The sequence below is a fragment of the Paenibacillus sp. FSL H8-0537 genome (genome assembly GCF_038051995.1).
Classification (GTDB): Bacteria; Bacillota; Bacilli; order Paenibacillales; family Paenibacillaceae; genus Pristimantibacillus.
Genome location: NZ_CP150290.1, coordinates 5,771,892 through 5,797,330 on the forward strand (window position 1 = coordinate 5,771,892; position 25,439 = coordinate 5,797,330).

25 protein-coding genes and 1 other annotated feature are annotated in these 25,439 nt (G+C 50.6%); of the genes, 4 read left to right on the top strand and 21 right to left on the bottom strand.

The window, feature by feature from the left end; translation table 11 throughout:
• Window positions 1–4 precede the first annotated feature (4 nt).
• From MHB80_RS24380 to yyaC, 15 genes are all read right to left on the bottom strand, one after another.
• Window positions 5–721, bottom strand: coding sequence for an ABC transporter ATP-binding protein (locus MHB80_RS24380; protein WP_341279395.1), 717 nt, complete (start codon window positions 719–721; stop codon window positions 5–7).
• 881 nt (window positions 722–1,602) lie between these two features.
• Window positions 1,603–3,174: a 2-isopropylmalate synthase gene (locus MHB80_RS24385; protein WP_341279396.1), complete on the bottom strand. Its 1,572-nt coding sequence runs from the start codon at window positions 3,172–3,174 to the stop codon at window positions 1,603–1,605.
• Window positions 3,175–3,569: 395 nt separating this feature from the next.
• A complete protein-coding gene (locus tag MHB80_RS24390; RefSeq protein WP_341279397.1) occupies window positions 3,570–3,719 on the bottom strand; it encodes a hypothetical protein in 150 nt (49 codons plus the stop codon).
• Between the two features lie 180 nt (window positions 3,720–3,899).
• Window positions 3,900–4,202, bottom strand: a binding site (T-box leader).
• A 94-nt stretch (window positions 4,203–4,296) separates the two neighbouring features.
• A complete protein-coding gene (gene tsaD, locus MHB80_RS24395) occupies window positions 4,297–5,352 on the bottom strand; it encodes a tRNA (adenosine(37)-N6)-threonylcarbamoyltransferase complex transferase subunit TsaD (protein ID WP_341283066.1) in 1,056 nt (351 codons plus the stop codon).
• Window positions 5,353–5,381: 29 nt separating this feature from the next.
• Window positions 5,382–5,879 carry a ribosomal protein S18-alanine N-acetyltransferase gene (gene rimI, locus MHB80_RS24400; protein ID WP_341279398.1) on the bottom strand — a complete coding sequence of 166 codons (498 nt, stop codon included), beginning with the start codon at window positions 5,877–5,879 and terminating at the stop codon, window positions 5,382–5,384.
• Window positions 5,876–6,808: a tRNA (adenosine(37)-N6)-threonylcarbamoyltransferase complex dimerization subunit type 1 TsaB gene (gene tsaB, locus MHB80_RS24405; protein ID WP_341279399.1), complete on the bottom strand. Its 933-nt coding sequence runs from the start codon at window positions 6,806–6,808 to the stop codon at window positions 5,876–5,878. Before tsaB ends, rimI begins: the two co-directional genes overlap by 4 nt.
• On the bottom strand, window positions 6,801–7,298 hold the full coding sequence (gene tsaE, locus MHB80_RS24410) for a tRNA (adenosine(37)-N6)-threonylcarbamoyltransferase complex ATPase subunit type 1 TsaE (protein WP_341279400.1): 498 nt from the start codon (window positions 7,296–7,298) through the stop codon (window positions 6,801–6,803). The genes tsaB and tsaE overlap by 8 nt, the downstream gene beginning before the upstream one ends.
• A gap of 15 nt (window positions 7,299–7,313) precedes the next feature.
• A complete protein-coding gene (locus MHB80_RS24415) occupies window positions 7,314–8,504 on the bottom strand; it encodes a thiamine-phosphate kinase (protein ID WP_341279401.1) in 1,191 nt (396 codons plus the stop codon).
• 16 nt (window positions 8,505–8,520) lie between these two features.
• Window positions 8,521–9,387: a YitT family protein gene (locus tag MHB80_RS24420; protein WP_341279402.1), complete on the bottom strand. Its 867-nt coding sequence runs from the start codon at window positions 9,385–9,387 to the stop codon at window positions 8,521–8,523.
• 128 nt (window positions 9,388–9,515) lie between these two features.
• Complete coding sequence (locus MHB80_RS24425; protein WP_341279403.1) at window positions 9,516–9,875, bottom strand: hypothetical protein; 360 nt, start codon at window positions 9,873–9,875, stop codon at window positions 9,516–9,518.
• Between the two features lie 162 nt (window positions 9,876–10,037).
• On the bottom strand, window positions 10,038–11,117 hold the full coding sequence (locus tag MHB80_RS24430; RefSeq protein ID WP_341279404.1) for an HD-GYP domain-containing protein: 1,080 nt from the start codon (window positions 11,115–11,117) through the stop codon (window positions 10,038–10,040).
• Between the two features lie 135 nt (window positions 11,118–11,252).
• The gene (locus MHB80_RS24435) at window positions 11,253–12,428 is read right to left on the bottom strand and encodes an SAM-dependent methyltransferase (protein WP_341279405.1); all 1,176 of its coding nucleotides are present in this window, start codon (window positions 12,426–12,428) and stop codon (window positions 11,253–11,255) included.
• Window positions 12,429–12,430: 2 nt separating this feature from the next.
• Window positions 12,431–13,078 carry a DUF6483 family protein gene (locus MHB80_RS24440; RefSeq protein ID WP_341279406.1) on the bottom strand — a complete coding sequence of 216 codons (648 nt, stop codon included), beginning with the start codon at window positions 13,076–13,078 and terminating at the stop codon, window positions 12,431–12,433.
• Window positions 13,079–13,132: 54 nt separating this feature from the next.
• A complete protein-coding gene (locus MHB80_RS24445; protein WP_341279407.1) occupies window positions 13,133–13,999 on the bottom strand; it encodes an alpha/beta hydrolase in 867 nt (288 codons plus the stop codon).
• Complete coding sequence (gene yyaC, locus MHB80_RS24450) at window positions 13,992–14,540, bottom strand: spore protease YyaC (protein ID WP_341279408.1); 549 nt, start codon at window positions 14,538–14,540, stop codon at window positions 13,992–13,994. The genes MHB80_RS24445 and yyaC overlap by 8 nt, the downstream gene beginning before the upstream one ends.
• A 216-nt stretch (window positions 14,541–14,756) precedes the next feature.
• Between yyaC and MHB80_RS24455 the strand changes: the two genes are divergently transcribed.
• Window positions 14,757–14,984: a DUF1128 domain-containing protein gene (locus MHB80_RS24455; RefSeq protein WP_341279409.1), complete on the top strand. Its 228-nt coding sequence runs from the start codon at window positions 14,757–14,759 to the stop codon at window positions 14,982–14,984.
• A gap of 101 nt (window positions 14,985–15,085) precedes the next feature.
• Here MHB80_RS24455 and MHB80_RS24460 read toward each other — a convergent pair whose 3' ends face one another.
• The 4 genes from MHB80_RS24460 to MHB80_RS24475 all read right to left on the bottom strand — a co-directional run bounded on the left by MHB80_RS24460 (window position 15,086) and on the right by MHB80_RS24475 (window position 19,675).
• Window positions 15,086–15,559 (bottom strand): hypothetical protein, encoded by a 474-nt coding sequence (locus MHB80_RS24460; protein WP_341279410.1) that lies wholly within the window; start codon window positions 15,557–15,559, stop codon window positions 15,086–15,088.
• Window positions 15,560–15,744: 185 nt separating this feature from the next.
• On the bottom strand, window positions 15,745–17,334 hold the full coding sequence (locus MHB80_RS24465) for a UDP-glucose--hexose-1-phosphate uridylyltransferase (RefSeq protein WP_341279411.1): 1,590 nt from the start codon (window positions 17,332–17,334) through the stop codon (window positions 15,745–15,747).
• A gap of 26 nt (window positions 17,335–17,360) precedes the next feature.
• Window positions 17,361–18,359: a UDP-glucose 4-epimerase GalE gene (gene galE, locus MHB80_RS24470; protein ID WP_341279412.1), complete on the bottom strand. Its 999-nt coding sequence runs from the start codon at window positions 18,357–18,359 to the stop codon at window positions 17,361–17,363.
• 143 nt (window positions 18,360–18,502) lie between these two features.
• Entirely contained in the window at window positions 18,503–19,675 is a 1,173-nt protein-coding gene (locus MHB80_RS24475) for a galactokinase (RefSeq protein ID WP_341279413.1), read from the bottom strand.
• Window positions 19,676–19,888: 213 nt separating this feature from the next.
• Here MHB80_RS24475 and MHB80_RS24480 point away from each other — a divergent pair, with 213 nt between their 5' ends.
• Together MHB80_RS24480 and MHB80_RS24485 are read left to right on the top strand one after the other, a co-directional pair.
• The gene (locus tag MHB80_RS24480) at window positions 19,889–20,755 is read left to right on the top strand and encodes an AraC family transcriptional regulator (protein WP_341279414.1); all 867 of its coding nucleotides are present in this window, start codon (window positions 19,889–19,891) and stop codon (window positions 20,753–20,755) included.
• Window positions 20,756–20,885: 130 nt separating this feature from the next.
• Window positions 20,886–22,124, top strand: a complete 1,239-nt coding sequence (locus MHB80_RS24485; RefSeq protein ID WP_341279415.1) for an FAD-dependent oxidoreductase — start codon at window positions 20,886–20,888, stop codon at window positions 22,122–22,124.
• 230 nt (window positions 22,125–22,354) lie between these two features.
• Here the strand turns inward: MHB80_RS24485 and MHB80_RS24490 are convergent, their stop codons facing one another.
• Entirely contained in the window at window positions 22,355–22,894 is a 540-nt protein-coding gene (locus tag MHB80_RS24490; protein WP_341279416.1) for a hypothetical protein, read from the bottom strand.
• Between the two features lie 206 nt (window positions 22,895–23,100).
• Between MHB80_RS24490 and MHB80_RS24495 the strand changes: the two genes are divergently transcribed.
• Window positions 23,101–24,345, top strand: coding sequence for a magnesium transporter CorA family protein (locus MHB80_RS24495; protein ID WP_341279417.1), 1,245 nt, complete (start codon window positions 23,101–23,103; stop codon window positions 24,343–24,345).
• Window positions 24,346–24,455: 110 nt separating this feature from the next.
• On the opposite strand, the gene MHB80_RS24500 is transcribed toward MHB80_RS24495, so the two are convergent.
• Complete coding sequence (locus MHB80_RS24500) at window positions 24,456–25,436, bottom strand: Gfo/Idh/MocA family oxidoreductase (RefSeq protein ID WP_341279418.1); 981 nt, start codon at window positions 25,434–25,436, stop codon at window positions 24,456–24,458.
• Window positions 25,437–25,439 lie beyond the last annotated feature (3 nt).

The following is a 25,439-nucleotide window of genomic DNA, read 5'->3' on the forward strand; positions in this document are numbered from 1 at the left end:
GCTGTTACACGGCTCCCGCGTAAGCAAAATGGACATATACGGCTTCCATCGTTAAACCACCGGCTGGAATTTGCGAAATTAATCGCTTAGGGGTATCGCATTTCACTAGATTTCCTTGGCGCAGCACAGCTATACGATCACAATGATGCTGCATTTCCCCCATATCATGGCAGGACAAAACTATCGTTTTCCCTTGGCGCTTGAGCTCCAATATAATAGACCAATATTCTTCTCTCGCTTGCATATCCAGCCCGGTAGTCGGTTCATCCAGAAAAATAATCTTTGGGTTGTTGACGACAGAAATCGCCAGCGCCACGCGCTGCCGCCAGCCGCCAGACAAACGCCTAACGGGACGATCCAAGTAGCTCTCCAAGCCAAAGCGGTCAATAATCTCTTCCATCTCGGTTGAACATTTATAGAAGGAGCGGAACATTTCCAGCGCCTCCCTCACATTCAGCTTATCCACCAGCGATATACTTTGCAGATGAAGGCCAATATGCTCCTGAAGCTCAGTTGTTTCAGCAGCCGGATTAACGCCAAGCACCTCGATTTGTCCCTTGTCAGGCTGACGCAGTCCCATCAGCATTTCGAGCAGCGTCGTCTTTCCAGCGCCGTTCGTGCCGATAATGCCAAATAACTCCCCTTCTTTTATACGCAAGGATATATTATCGACAGCCTGATTCGAGCCATAAGCTTTACATACCGAGTCTACCTTAATCATTGTCCTTCTCACCTAATTGTCGCCTCCCTGATTAATAAGACGTTTTGGCATAACCCCGTTTCACTGATCTTCTGCCGTAAACCACCGCTTGTCTTATAACCTTACCCCATATGAACGGTAATTTCACCGTAAAAAAACGCAATTACCACCGCAAATTTATTGCGGTTCCGCAACTTTTTCAGGGATATTGATAGATTTATTTGAGTAAAATTCAGAAATATGACTTGTAGTGTGAGTTTTTAATGATTCATTTTTAAAATAAACGATCGCTGACGCCTTTCTTCTATATAATTAGCCAGATGAAATATAACTGAGCATGACAGAGAAGGTTCCTTTTTCAACCAACGGGAAGCTGCTCTTGTTCCATTACCTTCATAAACTCTTATTAATTCATTTCGGCAAAAAAGGCTTTTTCCCTTTTTAATCTCAAAGGAAATAAGCCTTTTATGTCCCCTATTTTTCTGTTAATCAAAGGGTTGCCGCTCTCCATACAAGCCGTACACTAATATCGGATCAAAAATGCATAATTTTAGGTTATTAATAAAATAAAAAGGAAACCTATAGGAAATTTTCATTTTTTACATCGAAAATGGTTATCCACAAAGTTGTCCACAATCAGACGCAAATTGTTAGTAAATTCTGTCGACATTTTCCGACGTAAATAAAGGATTTGTAAACGTTAACGTCATAAATTTTTAATGCCGTCGATTTTTCTGAAAAATTATTCACATTATCCACAATTCCAGTGTCGATAAAGTGAAAAAACTATCCACTTTCCACGAACAGCCCCTCCCCAGTCAAACCCTTGATTTTACGCATAAAAAAGGACTTATCCACAAAGCTTACCGCCCTGTGAATAAGTCGCTTTCTTGAGCTTGCTATTAAATCACACTTTGTTCATTCGCCCGCTTATTAATGCTCAGCATCGCTTGATTGCAGGCTGCCACATATGCCTGTGCGGCTGCATATACGATGTCGCTATGAATCGAAGTTCCACGATAGCGCTCGCCATTGTTGACTATTGTCACGACCGCCTCACCGTGTGCATCCTCACCTGTGGACAACGAATGGATTTCCAGATCCTCGAATTCTGCCGCAACGGGGATCGCTTGCTGAATACAGTGAATAACGGCTTCTAGAGGTCCATCGCCAGTTCCTGTATAGGAATGCTCGGTACCCAGATCATTTTCACGAATCGTCACGGTCGCAATACGGGATTTATGGCTGCCCGACAGCACCTGCAGATCGGTCAGCATATATGGATCAGGCTGAGTCGCCGTCATTTCGCCAGCGATGCGAATCAGCTCATTATCCGTCACCAGCTTCTTCTCATCGGCTACTTGCTTGAAGCGATTGTACACATTGACCAGTTCCTCGCCTTCTACGGCGATCCCGTATTCCGACAGGCGATGCTTGATTGCGTGACGGCCGGAGTGTCTGCCCAGCACGATCATGCTGCGCGGAATACCCATCGCTTCCGGGTCCATAATTTCATACGTATTGCGGTTTTTCAGCAGGCCGTCCTGATGGATGCCAGACTCATGCTGGAACGCATTGCGGCCCACAATCGGCTTATTAAATGCAATCGGATAATGCATTGCCCGGCTGACCATCCGCGACGTTTCATAAATTTCGCTTTGCTCAATCCGCGTCTCCATTTGCAGCACCGACTTGCGTGTTTCGATAATCATCGCAATTTCCTCTAGTGAACAGTTACCGGCGCGCTCTCCAACGCCATTGACGGTAACCTCTACCTGCGTCGCACCTGCACGAATGGCCGCCAGGCTGTTCGCAGCTGCCATCCCCAGATCGTTATGGCAATGAGTGCTGTAGCGAACCGTTTCTCCGCCTCTTGCCAGGCGACGGACAGAGCGGAACATATCATCAATTTCGTCTGGCATCGCATAGCCCAGCGTATCCGGCAGATTGATGATCGTCGCACCTTCGGCTATAGCCGCTTCGACCAATTCTATGACAAAATTGCGATCCGAGCGCGTTGCATCCATCGCTGAAAATTCAATTTCATCTACGAACTGCTTGCCATAAGCAATCATCTCACGGGCGATTTGCACCACTTCCTGGCGCGTTTTGTTTAGCTGGTGCTGCAGATGAATGTCGGACGAGGAAATAAATAGATGCAGCCTTCTTCTTGCCGCATCCTGCGTCGCCTTGACCGCCGCATCAATATCAACCTTCATCATTCGGGCAAAGCCGGCAATTTCAACATGCTGCAGCTCGCGGGAAATTTGCTGAATCGCTGCAAATTCGCCTGGGCTGGAAATAGCAAAGCCCGGCTCGATGACGTCAATGCCCAGCTTACCCAGCTGGCGGGCGATAATAATTTTACGCTCAGGATCGATGGAAGCGCCCGGAGACTGCTCACCGTCTCGCAGCGTCGTATCAAAAATTTGAATTTTTCTAATCCCGTTATTCGTCTCATTTACCGTTGTCATCGTTATGACCTCCTGAAATTTTAGTTAGCTGTAGCTATAGCTACAGCTGCAACCAAGATGAAACGGCTGTCGCTGTCCTTTGGCGGCGCGGCACGTTTCATTACGAGAAATATAAGCTGTTTATAAGGGTGAAACTTATAAATGCTTATATAAAAAAAAGCCTGCCGTCTCTAATTGAAAGAGACGACAGGCTTTTCACCCACCGTGGTACCACTCTAATTGGCTGGACCCTGTGTGCGCCTTGAGCAGAAAAACCAGATCGGCTTCTCCTTTCACGCTGCTGCTGGATGGATAATTCCATACCTGCTGCATTCGCGCGGGTCCAAACCCGCTTGATGCCCGGTCACGGGGGCTGATTCCGTAACGATGTACGCATACCAGGCTCGCAGCTAACCTTAGCCGCCTGCACCGATTGTTCCATCGTTCCGCTCCCAGGCGAGTTCGAACGTAAGCTTCGACTGCGTCGCACCATCCCGCAGCTCTCTGCAGCGCTTCCTTGTCGACCATACAGCAGCTTGGTTATCCGCCTGCCGCGTCCCGTTCAAGGTTCCCGCTATTATCCCGCTTTACCGCTCTACTACTCCTGTTCCTTGCGTTTACTGTATGTGATTTCAGCTTCTTATGCTGGTTCATGTCTAACCTGCCTGTCTGCTTGCTCATTTCATTGCTTGCTTCCAACTTTGAACTTCCAAACAACAAGAAAAGCCTGTCGCCTCTTGAATAAATCAAGAGACGACAGGCTTATTACAATCCTGCGCGGTACCACCCTTGTTGACCTCCGCTTTGCTATTGCAGCAAATTAGAAAGCCCACCTTAGGCACATCATCAACTCCGGATGTTGATCGATGCGCACCCGATTACGGGGGTTAGCCGTGACAGTGTAGTAAATCCGGCTATCCATGGTTAGCCAGCTGTTCCACTGTTCCGCTCCCAGGCGAGCTTCAGGCTTCCGTCGACTGCGTTGCACTAGCCCGCAGCTCTCTGTTCATTCCGGGAATGGCCCTACTATTCCTGTTCCTTGCGTTTGCAGAATATGAAGTTCAAAGTATTGTTGCCTATTATATGCCTTGAAAAATTAGATGTCAATCACAGCACTCAAAAAAATTTCGAGCTGCCGTTGGTCTAGCTCTGCGCCTGCGGTGCCATCCAGCCTTCTAGGCTGAAGCTCGGCTCAGCTTTAAGATCAAGCGACGAATATTCGCCGCGCTGCCATTTCAGGAAAGCGGCGGCACCAATCATCGCCGCATTATCCGTGCACAGCGTCAGCGGCGGAATGAGCAGCGGCACGCCTTCGGCTTCGCAGCGGGAAGTCAGAGCTGCCCGCAGGCCGCGATTCGCTGCGACGCCTCCGCACAGCAGCAGCTGCTTGGCGCCATAGGCGCGAACGGCGCGAAGCGCTTTTTCAACGAGAACCTCGATGACCGATTCCTGAAAGCCCCGTGCCAGCGCCGCTTCATTGAGCGTATCCCCACGCATCTGCGTCTGATTAATAACAGCGAGCACCGCCGACTTCAGACCGCTGAAGCTGAAATCATAGGAATCCGCCTCCAGCCATGCCCTTGGCAGCGCCAGCGCTTCCGATGCAACGGATGCCAACCTATCGATATGCGGCCCGCCCGGATAAGGCAGCTTGAGCGAACGGGCTACTTTGTCGTAAGCTTCTCCAACCGCATCGTCGCGCGTGCGACCAATCATGCGGAAGGAGCCCTCATTTTCGAGCAGCACAAGCTCCGTGTGACCGCCAGAAACGACTAGCGCCATACACGGATATTCCAGTTCATGGACGAGCTGGTTAGCGTAAATATGTCCCGCTATATGATGGGTGCCGATTAAGGGCAGGTCGAGAGCCATCGCCAGTGTTTTGGCCGCTACGATTCCAACAAGCAGTGCTCCGACTAGTCCCGGCCCCTGCGTCACCGCAATTGCGGATAAATCCTTCAGCTTCATACCCGATTCAGCAATCGCCTGCTCAATCATCAGCGTAATGACCTCTACATGCTTGCGTGAGGCAATTTCCGGCACAACGCCGCCAAAGCGCTGATGCACCTCGATTTGGCTCGAAATGACGTTCGATAATATATGCTTTCCATCCTGAATAACGGCAACGGATGTTTCATCACAGCTCGTCTCAATGGCAAGAATAAGGCCTGACTTGCTTTCATTTGCCGCTGTCGTCATTCCTTCTTGTTGTTGTATGTTCAATGCTCCTACCCCTCTTCCCGGACGCCCAAGCTGCTCGTATCAAGCTCCGCCCACATAATGAGCGCATCCTCCTGATTATCTGAATAATAGCCGGGACGAACGCCTGAAGATTCAAAACCCAGACTGCGGTAAAGCCGCTGCGCCACCTCGTTTGATACCCGGACCTCCAGCGTCATTTTGTTCGCACCGAAAAATACCGCCGTCCGCTGAAGCTCGCCCAGCAGCAGCTTTCCGAGTCCCTGTCCGCGATGATCGGAACGAACCGCTACATTCGTCACATGCGCCTCGTCCACGATCACCCACATGCCCGCATATCCGATAACTTGCTTCTCATATTCCATCACCATATATTTGGCAAACATATTATTCGTCAATTCATTGGTAAAAGCTTCAGCTGTCCATGGGCCCGTGAAAGCCTCATGCTCAATTGCCACAATAAACGGTATATCTTGCAACGTCATGGAGCGATAAATAATCTCATCCCGATCGATTTCTCTCATCATGGCTCCGCATCCTTTACTCGAGCCGCATCCACATCGGCATTTATGACAGACTCTAGAGAAGCCGATTGAGCGGCTGCCCATTCAGCTTCCTTTGCAGCCTTTAGGGCAGCTTCTTTCTCCTGCAGCTTAACTTCCGCCTCATGCAGCTGCGTATAGTTGGGCGCAAGCGTATGGAGGTCATCTGTATCACCTGCAAGCAGCCGTTTCCGCCCCAGCTCAGCTATCGCCCGGCCTTCCAGCTCATAAGGAAACAGACTGACCTCTACACCCGCTTCTGCACAGCCTTCCACAAGCCGCTGCGCCTCCGCCTCATGAAGCTTAAGATCGCCAGTGATGTAAATTTTAGTAACATAGTTAGCCTGCTTCTGAACTTGCTCCAGTAACTGATCGATCCAATCCCGCATCAGCCTAATTCCATCCGCCGCCTGACGTTCCCATTGATCGCCATATGCATAGGAGAAGCTTGCTGTATATACTTGGCCCCGCCTTGCATCCATGATAGGAATGAACCATACTGCTCCCTTGTTCATATTAGGATCAGCCGACTGAATTTGCTGCGGCACTGATGAAATCAGAGCATCCGTTTGTTTTAATCGCTCACATGCCCCGTAAGCAATCGCTTCAAGGCTGGACAGCGCTACTAACGGCTTATCCCAGGTCCAAGCAAGCGTCTTAGCCGCCGTTACTGCAATTCGCATACCCGTGTAAGAGCCTGGGCCACCGCCTACAGCGATGCCTCCAAGCGCATCCTTGCTTACACCGCAATCCTCAAGCAGCTGCTTTAAATGCGTAATAATATAAACGGAGTGATTGCGCTCCGCAAAAGATTGAATTTCACCTAAAATCCGATCACCTTGAATAACAGCCGCCGCAAGGGCAGCCGTCGAGGTATCAAATGCTAATATGGGCTGCTGCGCCTGTTCAACCATTTTGCTTCCCTACTTCCCTGTCATTCAAAAACTGGCACCAGCCTGCGTAGACTTCACCGATGCCTTTCAGTCGAATTAGCCGCTGCTCGCCGCCCGTATGCTCCAAATACAGCTCTAGGCGCTCCTCAGGCAATAGCTCTTCGATCAAGCTTGCCCATTCCACTATCGTCACGCCGCTGCCATAAAAATAGTCGTCAAGCCCCAACTCGTCCGCTTCTTCAAGAGAAACACGATAAACATCCATATGATAAAAGGGCATATCTGCGCCTTCATATTCTTTGATAATCGTAAAAGTTGGACTATTCACTATGCCCTGCACGCCAATCGCTTTGGCAAAAAACTGTGAAAACGCCGTTTTCCCAGCACCAAGATCGCCGTCAAGCGCCAGCAGCGTGCCCGGTTTTGCCCATGAAGCAATTAGCGTCGCAAGTTCTTCCGTATCCTTCGTGCTGCTCGCCTTCCACTGTGCTTCTCCAATCGCTGTTTGCATCTTATTCACCCAATTTCATTTCTTAAAATGATTATAGCCTCGCTTGGCAAGCGGCATACGTTTGGCAGCGGCGCTGTCCATATTCGTTGCTTTGGCTGGCAACGACAGCTCCAGCTCCACGGAAGGCGCCCCCTGCCTCACCTCGCCAACCATATAAAATGGCAAGCCTTCAGCACGGAATGCTTCTCGGGCGGCCTGCACATCAGCGGCTTCCATTGTGCCTAGCAGCACATAATCCTCGCCGCCATAAAGCATCCACTCCAGTGGATCAATTCCGACATCAGCCGCATAAGCAGCCATACTGCCGCTGCGTGGTAGCAAATCTTCCTTAAGTACAAGGCAGCACTTCGAGGCTTCGGCAATTTCCCATGCTTCACTGGCGAGTCCATCGCTCACATCATTTAGACAATGGCAGCTGCCACGCTCTAGCAGCAAACGTCCCGCGCGCACGGAAGGCACAGGGCGGCAATGTGCCGCTATAAGCACTGCCGCTCCGCGTTCCTCTTCATGCTCTGCATTAGCGGAAGCTCCCTCAGAGCTTACTGTTTGCGACTCCCCAGCAGAGTTCATCTCACTGGCATCACCAGCTTCGAACGCTTCCATTGCTTCGCTCACTGCCTGCTCTTGCCCCTGCCGCTCCTGCTTCCGCGCGAGCAGCAAATGCAGCCCCGCCGCCGACAGACCGACGGCTCCGGTCAGCACAACCGCGTCTCCGGGCTTCGCCCCGGAGCGCCGCAAAGCCCGCCCAGCTTCGACGGCTCCCGTCACCGTCACCGCAACAACCAAGTGCTGCGGCGAAGACGTCGTATCGCCGCCAACAATCGCGACGCCGTAATTCGCGGCGCACGCATAAAGCCCATCATAGAGCCGGGCTATCCGCTCCGGCCCATACGCCGCTGGCACGCTCACAGACACGAGCGCATGCCGCGGCAAACCGCCCATTGCCGCGATATCGCTTACGTTCGCGGCAAGCGCCTTATACCCGATATCCTCATCCGTCATCGTATAGGCATTAAAGTGCACCGTCTCCACCATCGTGTCGACGGCCATCAGCAGCTCCAATGGGCCTTCCAGCTCATCGGCCATCGCCGCAGGAGCAATAATGGCCGTATCATCGCCAATACCAAGCGTCACGCCTCTTTGCTGCTGCCAATCGGCCGGTTGCCTGCCCGCCGTCCAATGGCTGATGCTTGCAAACTCATCCAAAGCTTAAACCCCTTTGCTAATGAATATCACGCTTCTTAAAGCGTCCGCCCTTCACATCATGAATGTTGCCGACGGCCAGAAATGCAGACGGATCAAGCTCCTGCACGATCGATTTCATCTTTGCTTCCTCCAGCCGGGTGATCACGCAAAAAATAATCCGTTTTTGCCCGCCCGTAAAGCCGCCCTCGCCGTGCAAATAAGTGACGCCGCGCCCGAGACGGCTCATAATTGCTGCGCCAATTTCCTGCCAGCTTTCGCTAATAATCCAGACGGCTTTCGATTCCTGGAAGCCTTCAATTGTAATGTCGATCATTTTGAAGGCTATGAAGTAAGAAAATAGAGAGTACATCGCCCGATCCCAACCGAATACAAAACCGGCGCTGCACAATATAAAAAGATTAAAAAACATGACGACTTCGCCAACCGAAAACGGCAGCCGCTTATTGCTCAATATCGCAACAATTTCCGTCCCATCCAGCGAGCCGCCAAAGCGGATAACGAGTCCGACACCAGCTCCCAATATGACACCGCCGAAAATAGCGGCCAGCACATATTCGCTCGTAATTGCCTGCACCGGATGCAGTAAAAACGTGCCCAGCGACATGACGCTAACGCCATATAACGTCGATAAAGCAAAGGTCTTCCCGATTTGCTTGTACCCTAGCAGCAGAAAAGGAAGATTCAATACAAACAAAAACAAGCCGAGCGGCAGCCCCGTAAAATGGGATACGATAATAGAAATGCCTACAATCCCGCCGTCGATAATATGGTTCGGCACCAGAAAAATCTCTAAAGCTACAGATACTAGGGCAGCCCCAATTGTAATAAATAGAATTCTGCGAATAATATCCAACTTGGATAAAGTATGATGCTGCACACCCATATGTATCAAAGCTCCCCCTTTATACATCTATCCCCATATTACATGAAGATAGAGTAGATTCAAAGAGAAAGCAAAATCCTCCTGCCCTTTCCGCCTGCCATAAGCGGAAAAAGCAAGAGGATCTGATGTTAGCCGATAACCGCGAAGGTTTGTACTCCTGCCGGAATGAAAGCTGTACGGAACAACACGCCATTCGAATTGTACAAACGAATCGTGTAAGACACAGAAGTCAGCGTCTGAATTTGGTTAAACCTGACGACACCGAAGCGGTCAAACGCCGCAATCGCAACGACATTATTACCTCTAAACAGACGGGCAAAAAAACCAGTCGTATTAAACGGCACGCCATTGTTCGTAACCCATACGACCATCAGACGGCTAAACGTTGGGCCTCCGCTTTGAAGCCTCTTTGTCCCGGTTACCTTGCTGATTACTTTTCCTGTACCCTTAGGGCCTAAAAACGGGGGGGTCAATTTTTTAGACATCATACCACTCCTTTATGCGCTTATTGCCTTAACAGCTTATGCAGCATAAGGAATGCTCGTATAGTCAAGCCCCCAACCTAGCAAACCCATTTATATCCATGCTTATTAATAGCTCTTTTGAAGCTTATTCATGCATATATTTCAAGAAAGACTCGCGCTCTGAACCTATAGCTCTTTGACGATCGTTAAATACATGTCGTCCTTGAGCTCAATTTCAGTAGGAGCAGCCGTATGCGAGCCGTCGGCTTCACGAATAATGCGTACGCGCGGACGATGCAGGGCCAGCTCATTGTTCGCTGTCACGACGGCGGTCTGTCCCGAGCTGAGCAGCAGCGTCGTCGCCACCGGATAAATGGAAATATGGCGGCAAAAGAGCTTAATCAGCTCAAAATCAAAGTATGTATTGCCAGCCGCGAATAGAAATTCGATGGCTTCCGTTGGTGTATACCTTTTGCGATAAGGCCGCGGTGAAGTCAGTGCGTCATATACATCGGCAAGTCCGACTATTTGAGCGAACATATGAATATCATCATTCTTAAGTCCGCGTGGATAACCCGAACCGTCATAACGCTCATGATGCTGCAAGGCACAATGGGCCGATACGAGGGAAATGTCATGATACTTCCGTAAAATATCAAAGCCCTCCATCGAGTGGCTCTGTACAATTTTGCGCTCGTTATCGGATAGGGGCCCTTTAGTCGCCAGCAGCGGCTGAGGCAGCTTCGTCATGCCGATATCAAACAGCAGCGCGCCAATGCCCAAATCCTCCAATTGATTGCGATTAAAGCCCTTGGCAATGCCAATAACGCCAGAGAGCACCGCCACATTCACCGAATGCTGAAACAAATAGGCATCCGCCGAATGAATGCTGGTCAAATTGACCGCCATATTCGGCCTGCTCGCGAGATCCTGCATAATGGACCCGAATACCGAGCGGAATGTCCGGCCAATATCCGGTGCAATCGTCCGCCCCTTTAGGGCGGGCTCTTTGAATGCATTCATCGTTGCAGAAACAGCCTCTGCCGCTTTTTTGCGCGTCTCGTCGCGTATGCTGTCCTCGGGCATGATATCTTCCGTGTCCTTATCTTCAATAAACACAGAATCATAGCCCAAATTTTCGAGCCTGTTAATAAAACGGTCATTCATTTCCACGCCTGCGCCGAGCAGCACACTGCCGTTATCTTGAAAAATAGTTTTGGCAAGCCTGTCCCCCGGCTGCACCATGCCAATCTGAACTTTTCTCATTTCCTTGTTTCCCGCCTTTAACCATGATAACGCTAGTAATCGGCATCTATAATTAGGTCGCTATCATTCATGCATTAATAAACCAATTCCACAAGTGTAACGGCTGACGCCGTCCTCTGGCGGCAAATATACTTGCTAGTTTGCGGGCAAACGTCCGGCAAGCAGTTTCTCAAGACTAGGTGCTAATTGCAGAAAATTACGAAACTGCTCGTACTGCTCCCATTTTTTCGCCTGTGTGCCCGACTCGCTGCGAACCGCTCGAATAAGGAGATTTTTTGGCGTATGCTCCGGATCAACAAACTCCAGCATTTGTACTTTATAACCCAGCACCTCAAGCAGCGTGCCGCGGGCCGCATCGGTTGCAATTGCAGCAAACCGTTCTTTCAGCAGTCCTTGCGATAAAATTGGGGCGAGCGCGTCGCTGCTCACTTGCTTGAACAACTCATGCTGGCAGCAAGGAACGGACATAATAACCGCTGCTCCCCAGCCGACAGCCTTTGCAAGCGCTGCATCGGTAGCCGTGTCACAAGCGTGAAGCGTCACAACCATATCCGCTTCGCTCACACCTTCATAATCAGCAATATCTCCTACCATAAATGTCAGTTTATCATAACCGAGCGTATGTGCAAGCTCCGAACAAAAAGTGATGACATCTGCCTTCAAATCGAGGCCGATAATGCGGATATCCCTCTTCTGCTCTACCGCCAGCAGGTGGTAAAGAGCAAAAGTCAAATACGATTTGCCACAGCCAAAATCAATAATGGTCAGCGGCTTGTCCTGCGGAAGCTGAGGCAGCACATCGGCAACCATTTCCAGGAAGCGGTTGATCTGCCGGAACTTATCCTGCTTTTTCGCATGGACCTTGCCTTCCGGCGTCATAATGCCCAGCTCCACCATAAACGGAGCTGCCTGCCCTTCTGCAATAACGCGCTGCTTCTGGCGGTTGTGCTGCTGCTCCATGCTGGCCGAAGTAGCGGTTGGCGGCTTTCTAAGCAAAGTCGGCTTGCCTTTTTTACTAAGGAGCAGCTGTATGTCTGCTTCCTGCGTTTTGAGAAGCGCCTGACGATATTGCTCGCCGAGCAGCTCGACAAGCTTCGGTCCCGCATCCTCAGGAAGCCAATTGTTATGTATAACCTTATTTGCATAATGAGCTTCAAATTGATAATGAAGGCCATTTTTCAACTGGACGGGACGTATGATGATTTTGGGCGCTGCATCTCCATCCTTGCGGCGAAGCTGGCTCAGCGTTCCCTGCAAAAGCCCGCCCGATTCTGTCAGGCGGCAAATATCCTGCTGCCACTGTTCTGTCATTGCTATTGCTCCATCTCCAGGCTGTTAAGCCCTGTTCTGATTTCCTCAATCGGCAAGCCGCCAGCGGCGAGCTTGTCCTCCTGAAATGGAAGCAGCCGCATATAAAACGCGGCGACCTCGCCTTTGTCAGCTGCGCCGTCCTCAAGCAGCTCGTACCAAATATTTTCAGCGAGCGCAAAAGCTCCCTCTGATTCATGCCACTCGGCAACCAGCCGCTTCGTTCGAGAGGACAGCTCATATGGCGACAGCTTGCCGAGCAAAATCGCCGCCTCATCGCTCGAATTTGCAAGCGTCGGCGGCGCGTCGATGAGGGAAAGCCGCATAAACAAATGCAGAGCCTTTAAACTGTGCGCGAAGCTTTCTGCTTCTTTGCCCAAATCCTCATACAGCTCCGCCTCCTGCTTGAACAAAATCGCGATTGCCTGGATATTGTCCGTTTCTACGACGCCGTTTTTCGTCATAACCGCGAGCAAATCCTCGTCTGACAACGTACGGATAAGCTTTCCGCTTAGCCCAAACCTGCGATCCAGCAGCTCGTCAATGACGATAAGCGCGTCCGCCTGCTTCAGCTCTCGCCTCAGCTGCATCACTTGACCGACCGCTTCCGTCATCTGCTCAATCATGCGCATAAAATAATCCCGTTGAAACATCGCTTCTTGCCTCCTTCTCTAAGCAAATTCCCGCTCCTACGCTTGAATTAGTCCTTATTTAGTTAGCGGAGCAATAAAGCTGCTGATTGCCTTTGCGCATGCTTCGGGCTGCTCCAGCATGCTCATGTGGCCGGCATCTTTAAGCAGCACCTGCGTGATGGAGGGGCCATCCCATAACAGCGTCCGCTCCGGTGGAACGATTTGATCCCCTTCTCCGGCAAGCAGCAGCACAGGAAGCTTGGCTTCACGCAAAATACTCGTCCGATCGGGCCTTGCTTTCATTCCAGCTGCTGCAGCGATCGCTCCCGTTCCACCCGTCTGATAGCCAATCGCCTTCACACGCGCCACCTTGTCTGGCAGCTTGTCCAAATTATCCGGAGCAAACAGCTTTTGCGACATGCCGTCAATGACCTGCTCCAACTTGCCCTGCTTGATTAAATTTATCGTATTGTCCCGATTGTCTTTAGCCGCCTCGCTGTCCGCAAGCGCTGTAGAATGCACGAGTCCAAATGCCGTCAATCGATCCGCATACCGCTCTGCAAAAGCCAATGCGATGTAGCCGCCAAGCGAATGGCCAAGCAGGCACACTTTATCTATGCGTTGATGTACAAGAATAGCGTAAAGATCATCTGCATACACTTCCATAGCAGCTTCAAGCTCTGCGGAAGCCGAAGATAGACCATGACCGCGCAGGTCAGGAATAATCAAGCGCGACTGCTGCGCCAGCATCGGTGCAACCTCTTCCCAATAAGCCGAGCTGCCGCAGTAGCCATGCAGCAATACAAGCACGGGATGGCCTGCCTCTGGATCTGAACCCGCTGCTCCAGCTTGCCATTTTAACGCTTCTGAGTCGTAAAAGCTAAGCTCGGTGCCTTCCTCAAGCATCAGCTTTTGATTCGCCAGAGAAACTCCATTAGCCAAAATAAACACGCTCCTCTTCGGTCCATTTTAATAAGCGTTTGCTGCCGGGCCATGCTTGTGCTATCGCTGCTGCCAATTGCTCCGCCATTCGCATGACGTGATACAGCGATGTCGTCTGAATCGTTATGTAAGGCTTGTGGCTCAATGCATTCACAACGCCTGCAATGCTGTAATGTCCAACAGGAGGCAGTCTTCGGCCCGTTGCTGCTCCCGGCTGGAGCGGACCCGACATCGCCAGAAAGGTTCCAACCGACTGCGGCTTGCCTAGGCAAGCATCAATCGCAATGACGACTGCACGATTTTCAGCCATGAGAACTGCCTGTTCTACTGCATAAGCATCACATGGCTGCTCCATTGTGCCAATTACATGCTCCCAGCCCTGCTCCCGCAGCAGCGTGCCAACGAGGGGCCCGAAGCAATCTCCTGTTGAACGGTCTGTACCAATACATACGAAGGAAACCTCGCTTCTATTCGGGTACTGGCTGGCAATCGGAGCCAGAAATTCAGCTATTTCGAGATTGAAACGATCTGCCTGCTTCATCTTTCTGCTCCTTTTAGCTTTACTGCCTAATTCAATTTATCTGCGTTCCTTCATGCTCTAAATGATGATTATCCATCCTGCTATTAATTGTATCGGATTTATCGGCTCTATTCAATTTATCTGATGCCCATTCTTAAATTATGTTACAATGACGGCATTAGTATGAAACAGCAGGCGCATGCATTCATGCCCTGAATGATGAAGGAGGATTTACACATGCTTGATCTTGAACAGCAAACGCCGCAAAATATTGAATTTATGATTGATACCATCAAAACAAAATTAAAGATGGCTTCGGCTGCCGCTATGCAGGCTTCCCATTTCAATATTACGCAATACGAAGACATTAAGGAATTGTATGAGGTTGTTGCAGGCAAAGAGAAATTCAGTATCAGTGAAGTAGAAGCCCTTGTAACAGAGCTAGGCAAGCTAAGGAACAAGTAATACAGCGCTTCAAGTAATACCATTAAAATACATTATATTACTCCCATCGACAACACAAGAAAACCGGTGCACTCGCTAGAGCTGCCCCGGTTTCTTTGTTTTTATTCTTCTGTCGTTTCGGATTCCTTGACTGCTACAGCTGCTGCAGCTTCAAGGGACAGTGAAATGGCAACTTGTTTCTGCTCGCCCTTCAGGAAGAAAGCAAGGCGCTCCAGTTTCTCAGCAAGTTCAGCACCGCTGAGCGTTATGTTCAAGTTGTAGTTGAACTGGTCTGCTGGAAGCTTAAGCTCCTGCTGAGCGTAAGAAGGCTGGCCTCTCCATCCACGTTCAAATCCACCACCCGATTGTGAGGACAAATGATCAGGAACCGGGTAGAACTTGTCCGACTTATTTACAACCCGCTCATAGATGCGGAGTTTCTTAAGGAGCATGTAATACTGAGCGGAATGTTTGAAATCCCAAGCTTCACGAATATCCTTAAGCGTATAATCCATTTTCCATCTTTTCAGCTTTTCCACTTGCTCATCCGAATTCAACTGCAAAAAGTCATCTAACGGCATAATAGTTTCTGGCATATAAACTCCTCCATCTAACTTGTAATATTGACGATCACAATAAAGCATTAGTAACGTAAATAGTATTTTTTATCATATAAAAAATACCATAATTTTTTACACTTTTCAAATTAATTATTTCACAGATTAAAAGCTGGCTCTCAACCCCCTCAGGATTAAAAGCCAGCCTCACCGTTTAGCCTACATTATTCAGTTTGCAAACCTATGAAAAACAGGAACTTTTGGAAGCTTGCTTTTCCGGCATCGTTGCGTTTGTACACGCCCGCATCCTTCAGCACATCGAGGAACTTCGCGCCTGTCTGTGCCTCCACATACGCCTGAGCTTCGCTCTCCAAGCAGGACGTTCCATAACGCGCTACCAGCTCTCTAATCCACTCTGCATGCTTGTGAAGCGGATGAGCGCTTTCCTGCAGGGAAGCATCCATAGTCGCCGCTCCCGTCAAGTAGGCGGCAATTTGAGCGAGCTCCGTTGCCAGTCTGCCTGGCAGCACAGCAAGACCCATCACTTCAATCAGGCCGATATTTTCTTTTTTGATATGATGCAGGTGCTGATGGGGATGAAAAATCCCGTCGGGATGCTCGTCGCTCGTCCGATTGTTGCGAAGCACAAGATCGACCTCGTACTCTCCGTTGTCGCGCAGCCTCGCGATCGGTGTAATCGTATTATGCGGCGTTGGTGCCGCATCCAAAGCACCTGCGGTAAATGCGAGAACGTCCGCATCCGCATCGCTATATCCGCGCCAAGCATCAAGCAGGCTGCAGGCTGCCTTCAGCACATCAGCCTTCGAAGCGCCATTGACCCGAACAACGGACATTGGCCAGCTTACGATACCGTATTTGACGCCTGGCAGCTCCGGATTAACGAAGCTCGCTTCCACCCCTGCCGCTTCCATCGGAAACGTATGACGTCCGGCTTGGAAGTGGTCATGGCTTAGAATTGAGCCGCCCACTATCGGCAAATCAGCATTGGAGCCGATAAAATAATGCGGATACTGTTCGACGAAATCGAGCAATCTCGCAAACGAGGAATGCGAAATCGCCATCGGCTCATGCGCGCCCTTGAATACGATGCTGTGCTCATTGTAATACACATAAGGCGAATATTGAAAATACCATTGCTCGGCCTGCAAGGTCAGCGGAAGGACGCGCAGATTTTGCCGTGCAGGATGATCGGCGCGTCCGGCGTAGCCTACATTTTCAGCACAGAGCAGGCACTGAGGATATTTGGCTTGCGGCAGCGTCTTGAGCAGCGCAATTTCCTTAGGATCCTTTTCCGGCTTGGACAGGTTGATTGTAATTTCCAGATTGCCATAATCCGTATCGTACAGCCAATATTTATTTTTGCGAATGCGATCCATACGGATGTAGTTGGAGTCAATATTCAGCTTGTAGAAAGCATCCGTCGCCTCGGAAATGCCCTCTGCTTCTGCTGTCCGATTGAAAGCAGCTACTGCTTCCGAGGGACGCGGCATGAGCAAGCCCATAATGCGAGCATCCAGCAAATCGCGATAGGTCGTAATATTTTCCTCAATCAGGCCAATGCTGTGGCCATAATCGAGAAGATCCTCCAATATCGTTACTGCGCTATCCAGCTGCTCATCAGCTATTTCGCCTTCATACGGCTCCGTAAAGCCGAATAAATCAAGCAGCGCATTGCGGGCTGCATGAATGTCCAGCTTGTGAATCAAGCCCTGGTGCTCAGCAAAACCAATTAGTCGTTCAATATTTAAAAGCGCCTTCGCCGCATTAGCGGCGGCTGTCTGGCTGTCTGTCATGCGAAAACCGCTCCTTCCTCTTGCTCCTACTCCTGTGCTTTGCCTTTGTAGCCTTGCGGGTTTGCCACATGCCAGTTCCATGCGCTGCGGATAATATCCTCAAGCTTGTTGCGTTTCGGATTCCAGCCCAGTTCACTGCGTGCACGATCGGATGCGGCTACCAGCACAGCTGGGTCGCCAGAACGGCGTGGCTCAATTACGGCCTTGATCTCGCGTTCGGTTACGGAGCGCGCAATGTCAATCACTTGCTTAACGGAGAAGCCTTGTCCGTTGCCAAGGTTGTAAATCGAGCTGTCCGCACCTGTACGCAAACGTTCTACGGCGAGCACATGCGCATCGGCTAGATCGCTGACATGGATATAATCGCGGATGCAAGTGCCATCCTCCGTCTCATAGTCTTCGCCGAACACAGAAATATGCGGACGCTGTCCAAGCGCTGCCTGCAGCACGATAGGGATAAGATGCGATTCAGGGTTGTGGTCCTCGCCGATTACTCCGCTCTCATGCGCGCCAGCTGCGTTGAAATAACGTAAAGATACGAATTTCAAGCCATGCGCGACATCGAACCATTTCATCATTTTTTCCATTGCCAGCTTCGTTTCGCCATAGGCATTAGTCGGCAGCGTACGGTCGTACTCGTCGATTGGCACGTTTTCCGGCTCGCCATAGGTAGCTGCTGTGGATGAGAACACAATCTTAAGCACGTTGTGCTCAATCATTTTTTCAAGCAGGCATAATGTGCCATAAACATTGTTGTGATAATACTTGCCTGGGTTTTGCATGCTTTCCCCTACGAGCGAATTAGCTGCAAAATGAATGACCGCATCAATGCTGTTTTCCTTAAATACCGTTTCCAGAAAATCCTTATCGCGCAAATCGCCAACGTACAGCTTTCCGCCCGTTACCGCCTCGCGATGTCCCTGCTCCAAATTGTCGACCACAACGATTTCTTCGCCGCGCTCTTTAAGTGATGCTACGGCATGCGAACCAATATATCCTGCTCCACCTGTTACTAATACTGCCATTGTGTTATCCCTCCCAAATTTGCTTGCATATAAGCGTAAACGGCTATCACTGTCCTCTGGCGGCAAAGCTGCCGTTTCGAGGGTGAAATTAAGTCGTTTCACTCGTTTCAGTTGATAAGACTGCTTAAGCCAGTTGCTGTTGACTAAAACAACTGCTCCACGCCATTGCCGATGCTGCATACGTAGAAATCCGCTACAAGTCCGGTTGCCGCCGTATATTCCTCGCCCACTTGCTGCTTGAAGCTCTCGATGCTGTCTTCATGAACGAGCGATACGGTGCAGCCGCCGAAGCCTGCGCCTGTCATCCGCGAGCCAAGCACGCCGTCTACTTTGCGAGCCGCAGCTACCATCGCGTCCAGCTCCGCACCGGTTACTTCATACAAATCGCGCAGCGAATCATGCGAGCCATTCATCAGCTGGCCGAACAATGCGAGATCGTCTTTTTTCAGAGCTTCCATCGATTGCAATACCCGGTCGATCTCTTCGACAACGTGCTGGGCGCGATTGCGGACGATATTTTCTTTGATCAGGTGCTTGTTTGCATTGAACTGCTCCAAGTTAATTTGGCCAAGCAGCGTCAGCTCAGGGAACGCCTGCTTTAAGTCCTGAACCGCCTGCTCGCATTGGCTGCGGCGCTCATTATAAGCGGAATCCACCAATCCACGGCGCTTGTTCGTGTTGCCGATAACGAGCTTGTAGCTGCCCGATTGGAACGGAACGAGATCGTATTCAAGCGTGTCGCACATAAGCAAAATCGCATGATCCTTCTTGCCATTTGCCACAGCAAATTGGTCCATAATGCCGCATTGCACACCGTTGAATTCATTTTCTGATTTTTGTGAAAGCAGCGCAATTTGCACCTTGTCGATCGGCTGTTTTTCAAGCGTCAGCAGGGCATAAGCCGTGACCACTTCAATGGAAGCCGAGGAGGATAGGCCCGCTCCGTTCGGAATTTCGCCATGGTACAGCAGATCATAGCCGGAAGTATAGCTCACGCCGCGCTGCTGCAATTCGTGGAAAATCCCTTTTGGATAGTTCATCCAGTCATCCGCTTCGTCATAAACGATATTTTCAAGGTCGAACTCCCGGCTTATTGGAAAATTCGTCGTTGCCAGCCCAAGCTTGCGGTCTCCGCGTGCACGAATGAGCAGCGTTGTGCCAAACGTTAAAGCAGCCGGAAAAACGTACCCGCCGTTATAATCGGTATGCTCGCCGATCAGATTCACCCGGCCCGGAGCATGAAATACTTGAATGGCGGAGGCGTCTCCACCATATTGTTGGATAAATTTCTGTGTAAGCTCTTGAATATTTGCCACTTGCAATCACGTCCCTTTTTATCGTCTTTTGTAATTTGATGTAAGGCGATGTCTTCCCCTTCAGTATAGCGCAAGGCTAGCGGCAATTAAAATGGCGCAAAGTGCTATTTACATGGATATATGTGACTTTCATATCGATCTTAAGACATGCTATGATTATTAAAATCCGCAAATACAGCAGTCTTTATTCCCAATTGCAGGCAGGTGTAATGAATGACCAGACCAGAGAACTATAAAGTCGCCTCAAGCCCTATGATCATCGAAAATGATCTGCTGCACGTGTTGTTCGCAGGGGAAAGCCAGACGAAGCCCGCGCATCGCCTCGGTCCGAAAGTATATGATTTTTATTTGATGCATGTCGTGCTTGAAGGCAGCGGCATCTTCATTTGTGGCGACAACCGCTACGAGCTGCGGGCAGGGCACACGTTTCTGATTGAACCGGAGCAGCTTGTCAGCTATGAATCGGACGTTCAGAATCCTTGGCGCTACCGCTGGGTTGCCTTTAGGGGCAAACTGGCTAACGGGCTGCTCGAGACAGCAGGGTTATCTGTGGCACAGCCTGTCGTTGATACCGGCAGCAGCAAGCGGCCAGCCGCGCTTTTTCATCATATCTTCCATATTTTCCGCTCGAATGAGGCGGCCGCACATTTGAAGGCAAATGGCTATTTGCAGCTGCTGCTCGCTGAATACAGCGCCGTTATGAGCGATACCGCTCGCGGCAAAGCGCTGATGGCCGATGAAGAAGGGGAGCAATTGCTCCAAAAAATGATCCATTATTTATCAACGCAATATGCCCATCCCGTTTCTATTGAGCAAATGGCGGAGGCACTTGGCTACAATCGCGCCTATTTATCGCGTTTCTTCAAACGCAAAACGGGAACATCGCCTGTCACCTTCCTGCTCAAGCTGAGAATAGACAAGGCTAGACAGATGCTTCGCGAGCGTGGTGAACTGACGATTGAGCAAATTTCCGCTTCTGTCGGGCTGCAGGATGCGCTTTATTTTTCCAAGCAATTTCGGCGTTTTTATAATCAGTCCCCCACCGCGTACCGCGAAGCGATGCGCAGTCTGAAAGAATAGGGCGCAAGCCGCATTCCTTGTAATATGGAGAGGCTGTTATGGGACATATTAGTGGTACAGCAATTGAATAGATGTGTAATGGTTTCTAATAACGCCATTTAAAATCAAATGAACAGGAGCTGTGCCACAGATGAAGGAGCTGCATACAGGCAGTCTGTATTGGCCTACGACCTTAAATTCGACGGCAGACTATCCCCGTATTACCGAGAACAAAAAAGTGAAGGTTGCCATCGTCGGCGGCGGCATGTCTGGCAGCATTTGCGGTTATATTTTGGCGAAAAGCGGCATTGAGGCGGCAATGCTCGAACGGGAAAGCGTCGCAGGCGGCAGTACGTCGGCCAATACGGGCTTGCTCCAGTTTTCCAATGACATTATGCTGTGGGAGCTCGCTGACCAAATCGGCGAATACGATGCTGCACGATTCTATCGCGGCTGTCTGGATGCTGTGAGGCAGCTTGGGGAGGTTGCGGCACAGCTCCCCGTAGATGTCGGCTTCATTCCAAGAAGCAGCCTCTATTATGCGACCTCCGAGCAGGATTTGCCGATGCTGCGGAAGGAATATGAGATGCTGCGCAAGCATGGATTTGACGTCACCTTTCTGGAGGCTGACGATATTTCCCGGCAGTTTCCTTTCCGTAAACCGGGTGCCATTATGGCGCAGGGGGATGCCGAGGTTAATCCATTCCAGTTCGTGCAGGGCGTATCCAGCGCTGCGGCGAAAGCCGGGCTGCAAATTTATGAGCATACCGACATCGTAAAGCATGAACAGACTGCAGAAGGCGGGCAGCTGTTGCGGACTTCCGACGGCTGGGAAATCGAGGCGGAGCATGTGATATTCGCTATTGGCTATGAGCCTGAGGAATTGCGCGGCCAGCTGGTTAAAGCCGACATTAACCGCTCCTTTGCCGCCGTTACTGGCGTTCAGGATGACGCGAAGCTGCGGGCCAATTGGCCGGGGCAATGCCTCATTTGGGAAACGGCGCGCCCCTATTTATACTTACGCACGACGGTGGATGGCCGGATCGTCGTCGGCGGTCTGGACGAAATGACCGAAGCGCCGATTGAAAGCGAGAAGCTAAGGCGCAAGCGAACCGATAAGCTGCTGGAGAAAATAACAGCATTGTTTCCGATGCTGGATCAGCCGCTGGAATTTGAATGGAGCGCCACGTTCGGTGAATCCCGCGATAATCTGCCCTTTATCGGCGCTGATCCAAAAATGCCAGGCGTCTACTATTGCCTCGGCTACGGCGGCAATGGCACTGTCTACAGCACGATGGCTGCTTATATACTGAGGGATATGATTAATGGGGAGGAGCATCCGCTCGCGAGCATCGTGCGCCTTGACCGTCCTTCCTTATTAAAGGTATAGGCAAGCATCACAGCGTTATTGAGCGTTATATAGACAGGAAGGGCTCCGCCGATCGGCGGAGCCCTTCCTGTCTATATAACCTAAACCTTTTGCTGGTCTTCGTTCATTTATTTGTGTTTATCTTTTGTTTACCTTTGCCGTTTGCTTATCTTTTGTTTGCCGTTTGTTTCTCGCTTGTTATTTCTTGTCACCTTTAGCATTCATGTTGAACGCTATTTTTCATCTGAGCTCTAAAGATCGGCAATATGCACAGCGCCTTGGCTGCGAAGCACAGATTCCGCTACTGACAGCCGCGCCAGCTTCGGTCCGCCCTCTTTGTTCATCATCGTATGGCTCTCATCCGTCTCGATGACGACGATAATGTGTCCTTCACGAATCGCATCTCGGCTTTCATCCTCGGCTTTATCCAATCCAAGTGCCCTGAGGGCGTGATTGATGCCGTCATCATCCGATCTTAGATTAGTCGCCAGCAAGCCATCCGTTGTCAAAGGCACCGCGGCCCAGCCGCCAGCTCCAGTCATGCCAGTCGTAGGGATCGCCGCAGCCGCAGCAATCGCCGTCCCCTCATTGCCCGCATGGCTTCCCTTGGTCCGCGCCAGCTCCATTACCTCATCGGCATGCACATCGGTTTCCGCCTCGATCCGGCGGGAATGCTCGCCATCCTTGGCAATGATTTGAAGCTCCCCAGGCACGAATCCGGCTTGCTCCAATGCGGTAATCGTATCAATCACTTCTTGTTCCGTCTTGAAAATCCCCAGCTTCTTAGCCATTCGAATCTCCTCCTAAAACCTGATTGTGAATACAAAAGCCCGCTGATTTTGGCATATGATGCATACGCCTTATTATAGCCGGCTTTGACCGAGCGCTCTTAGAATAGTTATACCCTCAGCGGCAAGGAATCAATCGTATTGCTTAGAGATTCGCCGCTCGGTTGTTGTACAACAATCACTTTCAAGGTATGATGGAAGGAAGTGAAATGGAAATCGGACAAGCAGGGGGCAAGGCGATGATTCATCGAGTGCTTCGCTATCCCGCGCAGTGGGATTGGCAAATGCTGCAGATCGAAAGGCAGCATGCGGAGTTAGGGCAGAAACTGCCCAAACGCCAGGACAACAGAAAAAATAATGAAAGCTTCCTTGCTGCGCGGCCATACCCAGTTCAGGCGGGCAGCGGTGCCGATTCGCAAAAGTTCGAGGCGAAGCTGCTGCTTCCAGAATGCGCCTCCTGGCTTGAGGAATGCAACGGACGAACGACAAATCAAATTACAGTTGCCCCGGCAACTGAGCTTGGGCCGCTTGTTCATGGCACACTGATGATCCAGATCTCAGATGTGCATACGGATATACAGCCGTTCCACTTTTGGGTATCCGGCAGGCGACTTGTGACGATGCATGAGGATATGCGGCTAGCTATACGCTTTCAAGCAGATGATGTAACGAGCAGGCTGGAAACATGCGATACCGCTCCGGAAGCCTTGCTTGTTATGCTCGGCGTTATATTAGGCCCTTTTCACGAAGGGCTGGACGGCTTTGAAACACGGCTCGGAGACCTTGAAAATAATATGCGCAGCGCCAATCGTACTGGCCTGATGGACGTCATCATTGAAAGACGGTATGACCTGCTGCATTGGAGCCATCTGTTTACGCCCGTTCGTGAGCTTCACGGCTCGGTGAAGGAAGCCTTTCTCGACGGGATTATGGAAAGCGAAGCCTACAAGCGCATTACACACAAGCTGGAACGAATCGATACGCTGCTCAAGCATTATTCACTGGAGATTGACACACTCATTTCAATGGACGATGCCATCTCCAACTTCCGCGGCAATGATATTATGAAGACGCTGACGATTTTCACGGTGATTTTCACTCCGGCAACGGTCATTTCCGCCCTTTGGGGTGTGAATTTGGAGCCGCTGCCTTGGGACAATACATGGTGGGGCTTTACGATCCTTTGCGCCTTCATTATCGGCATTACCGTATTCATTTACGTGTGGCTATGGAAAAAAGGCTGGACTGGCGATATGCTGATTGGCCGCGGCGGTTCAAGCAAGCTGGCTGCCTCTCGTTCTGATCGCCACAGCCGCAAGAAGCATAAGGAAGCGCCGGAGGAGGAAGACAGCGGGCGACGTTACTCATCGGAGCGCACATCGTCTGCCAAGACGGCCACGCAGGAGCAGGCTGCACAAGCAGCCAAGCCATTAACTCGATCACGCCGACTGTAGCCAAACAGGATTTAAGATAAAATAAGCCCCTCCATTGCTCGCTGTTTCAGCGAATATGGAGGGGCTTTGATTTATTTTACAGCATCGCTTCATGCCTTCAGCAAAGCGGCTTATAAATACGAGGGCAAACGAACAGGAAGGCCCGACTTCGCTGATTGGTTAGCCGCAACTGTAATTTCCTGCGTCCGCAAAGCATCCGCATAAGTGGAACGAATAAGCGAAGTATCGCCGGTGCGGACGGCATGCAGAAAAGCTTCATTTTCAAGCTGATAGGGATCGCGCTTATTTACGTACTCAGTTTTGCGGCTGGATTCAATATCGATGAGCCCGTGATGCCCAAGCTCCAATACACCTTTATCCGTATATATGTGCAGTCCGGCACGATCACCAGCGCTGATGGCGCAAGTATTGCTGATGGAAGCAACTACGCCGCTAGCCAGCTTAAAGGTGGCCGTTCCAATATCGGGAACCTCAACCCCTTCTTCCTTGCCCGCCATAATTCGGTCGCCATAGGCCGCATAAACCTCCGTCACTTCACCGAGCAAATAACGCAGCAAATCGACAATATGAGTCGTCTGCTCGACAAACTGCCCGCCAGAGCCCTCCATTTTTCTCCACCAGACAACACCTGGCATACCGCCCATCCAGCTCCCGATAGCCATGGCAGCCAGTCTGCCCTCCAGCAGTTCTTTCGCTTTATCCGTGCCGTCCATATAGCGGAAATGGTAGCCGACTGATGTAATGAGACCGCTAGCCTGTACCGCTTGTCCAATAGCTGCCGGTGTTTCGACATCGACGCCAAGCGGTTTTTCGACAAGAAACGGAATTTCGCGCTTCACCAGCTCATTTTCGATCTCTCCATGGGCAAACGGCGGAACACAAATATAGACCGCATCCAGCTTCCGGTCATCGAGCATATCGGAAACGTTTTCATAACCGCGTGCATCTGTAAACGGCTTTGCCGCATCGTCTGCCTTCTGCTTGCTTGTAGCCACTAGCGCTGCTACGTTGACGCCTTCCATACGCGCCAGCTTTTCAGCGTGCATTTGTCCAAACCAACCTGTACCAATAACACCAATCTGCAAAGTCATGTG

Excerpts from the sequence above, each read along its gene's own strand:
- MHB80_RS24380 (WP_341279395.1), bottom strand. The coding sequence starts at position 721 with ATGATTAAGGTAGACTCGGTATGTAAAGCTTATGGCTCGAATCAGGCT.
- MHB80_RS24385 (WP_341279396.1), bottom strand. The coding sequence starts at position 3,174 with ATGACAACGGTAAATGAGACGAATAACGGGATTAGAAAAATTCAAATT.
- tsaD (WP_341283066.1), bottom strand. The coding sequence starts at position 5,352 with ATGACGACAGCGGCAAATGAAAGCAAGTCAGGCCTTATTCTTGCCATT.
- rimI (WP_341279398.1), bottom strand. The coding sequence starts at position 5,879 with ATGATGAGAGAAATCGATCGGGATGAGATTATTTATCGCTCCATGACG.
- tsaB (WP_341279399.1), bottom strand. The coding sequence starts at position 6,808 with ATGGTTGAACAGGCGCAGCAGCCCATATTAGCATTTGATACCTCGACG.
- tsaE (WP_341279400.1), bottom strand. The coding sequence starts at position 7,298 with ATGCAAACAGCGATTGGAGAAGCACAGTGGAAGGCGAGCAGCACGAAG.
- MHB80_RS24420 (WP_341279402.1), bottom strand. The coding sequence starts at position 9,387 with ATGGGTGTGCAGCATCATACTTTATCCAAGTTGGATATTATTCGCAGA.
- MHB80_RS24425 (WP_341279403.1), bottom strand. The coding sequence starts at position 9,875 with ATGATGTCTAAAAAATTGACCCCCCCGTTTTTAGGCCCTAAGGGTACA.
- MHB80_RS24430 (WP_341279404.1), bottom strand. The coding sequence starts at position 11,117 with ATGAGAAAAGTTCAGATTGGCATGGTGCAGCCGGGGGACAGGCTTGCC.
- MHB80_RS24435 (WP_341279405.1), bottom strand. The coding sequence starts at position 12,428 with ATGACAGAACAGTGGCAGCAGGATATTTGCCGCCTGACAGAATCGGGC.
- MHB80_RS24440 (WP_341279406.1), bottom strand. The coding sequence starts at position 13,078 with ATGTTTCAACGGGATTATTTTATGCGCATGATTGAGCAGATGACGGAA.
- yyaC (WP_341279408.1), bottom strand. The coding sequence starts at position 14,540 with ATGAAGCAGGCAGATCGTTTCAATCTCGAAATAGCTGAATTTCTGGCT.
- MHB80_RS24455 (WP_341279409.1), top strand. The coding sequence starts at position 14,757 with ATGCTTGATCTTGAACAGCAAACGCCGCAAAATATTGAATTTATGATT.
- MHB80_RS24460 (WP_341279410.1), bottom strand. The coding sequence starts at position 15,559 with ATGCCAGAAACTATTATGCCGTTAGATGACTTTTTGCAGTTGAATTCG.
- MHB80_RS24465 (WP_341279411.1), bottom strand. The coding sequence starts at position 17,334 with ATGACAGACAGCCAGACAGCCGCCGCTAATGCGGCGAAGGCGCTTTTA.
- galE (WP_341279412.1), bottom strand. The coding sequence starts at position 18,359 with ATGGCAGTATTAGTAACAGGTGGAGCAGGATATATTGGTTCGCATGCC.
- MHB80_RS24480 (WP_341279414.1), top strand. The coding sequence starts at position 19,889 with ATGACCAGACCAGAGAACTATAAAGTCGCCTCAAGCCCTATGATCATC.
- MHB80_RS24485 (WP_341279415.1), top strand. The coding sequence starts at position 20,886 with ATGAAGGAGCTGCATACAGGCAGTCTGTATTGGCCTACGACCTTAAAT.
- MHB80_RS24490 (WP_341279416.1), bottom strand. The coding sequence starts at position 22,894 with ATGGCTAAGAAGCTGGGGATTTTCAAGACGGAACAAGAAGTGATTGAT.
- MHB80_RS24495 (WP_341279417.1), top strand. The coding sequence starts at position 23,101 with ATGGAAATCGGACAAGCAGGGGGCAAGGCGATGATTCATCGAGTGCTT.
- MHB80_RS24500 (WP_341279418.1), bottom strand. The coding sequence starts at position 25,436 with ATGACTTTGCAGATTGGTGTTATTGGTACAGGTTGGTTTGGACAAATG.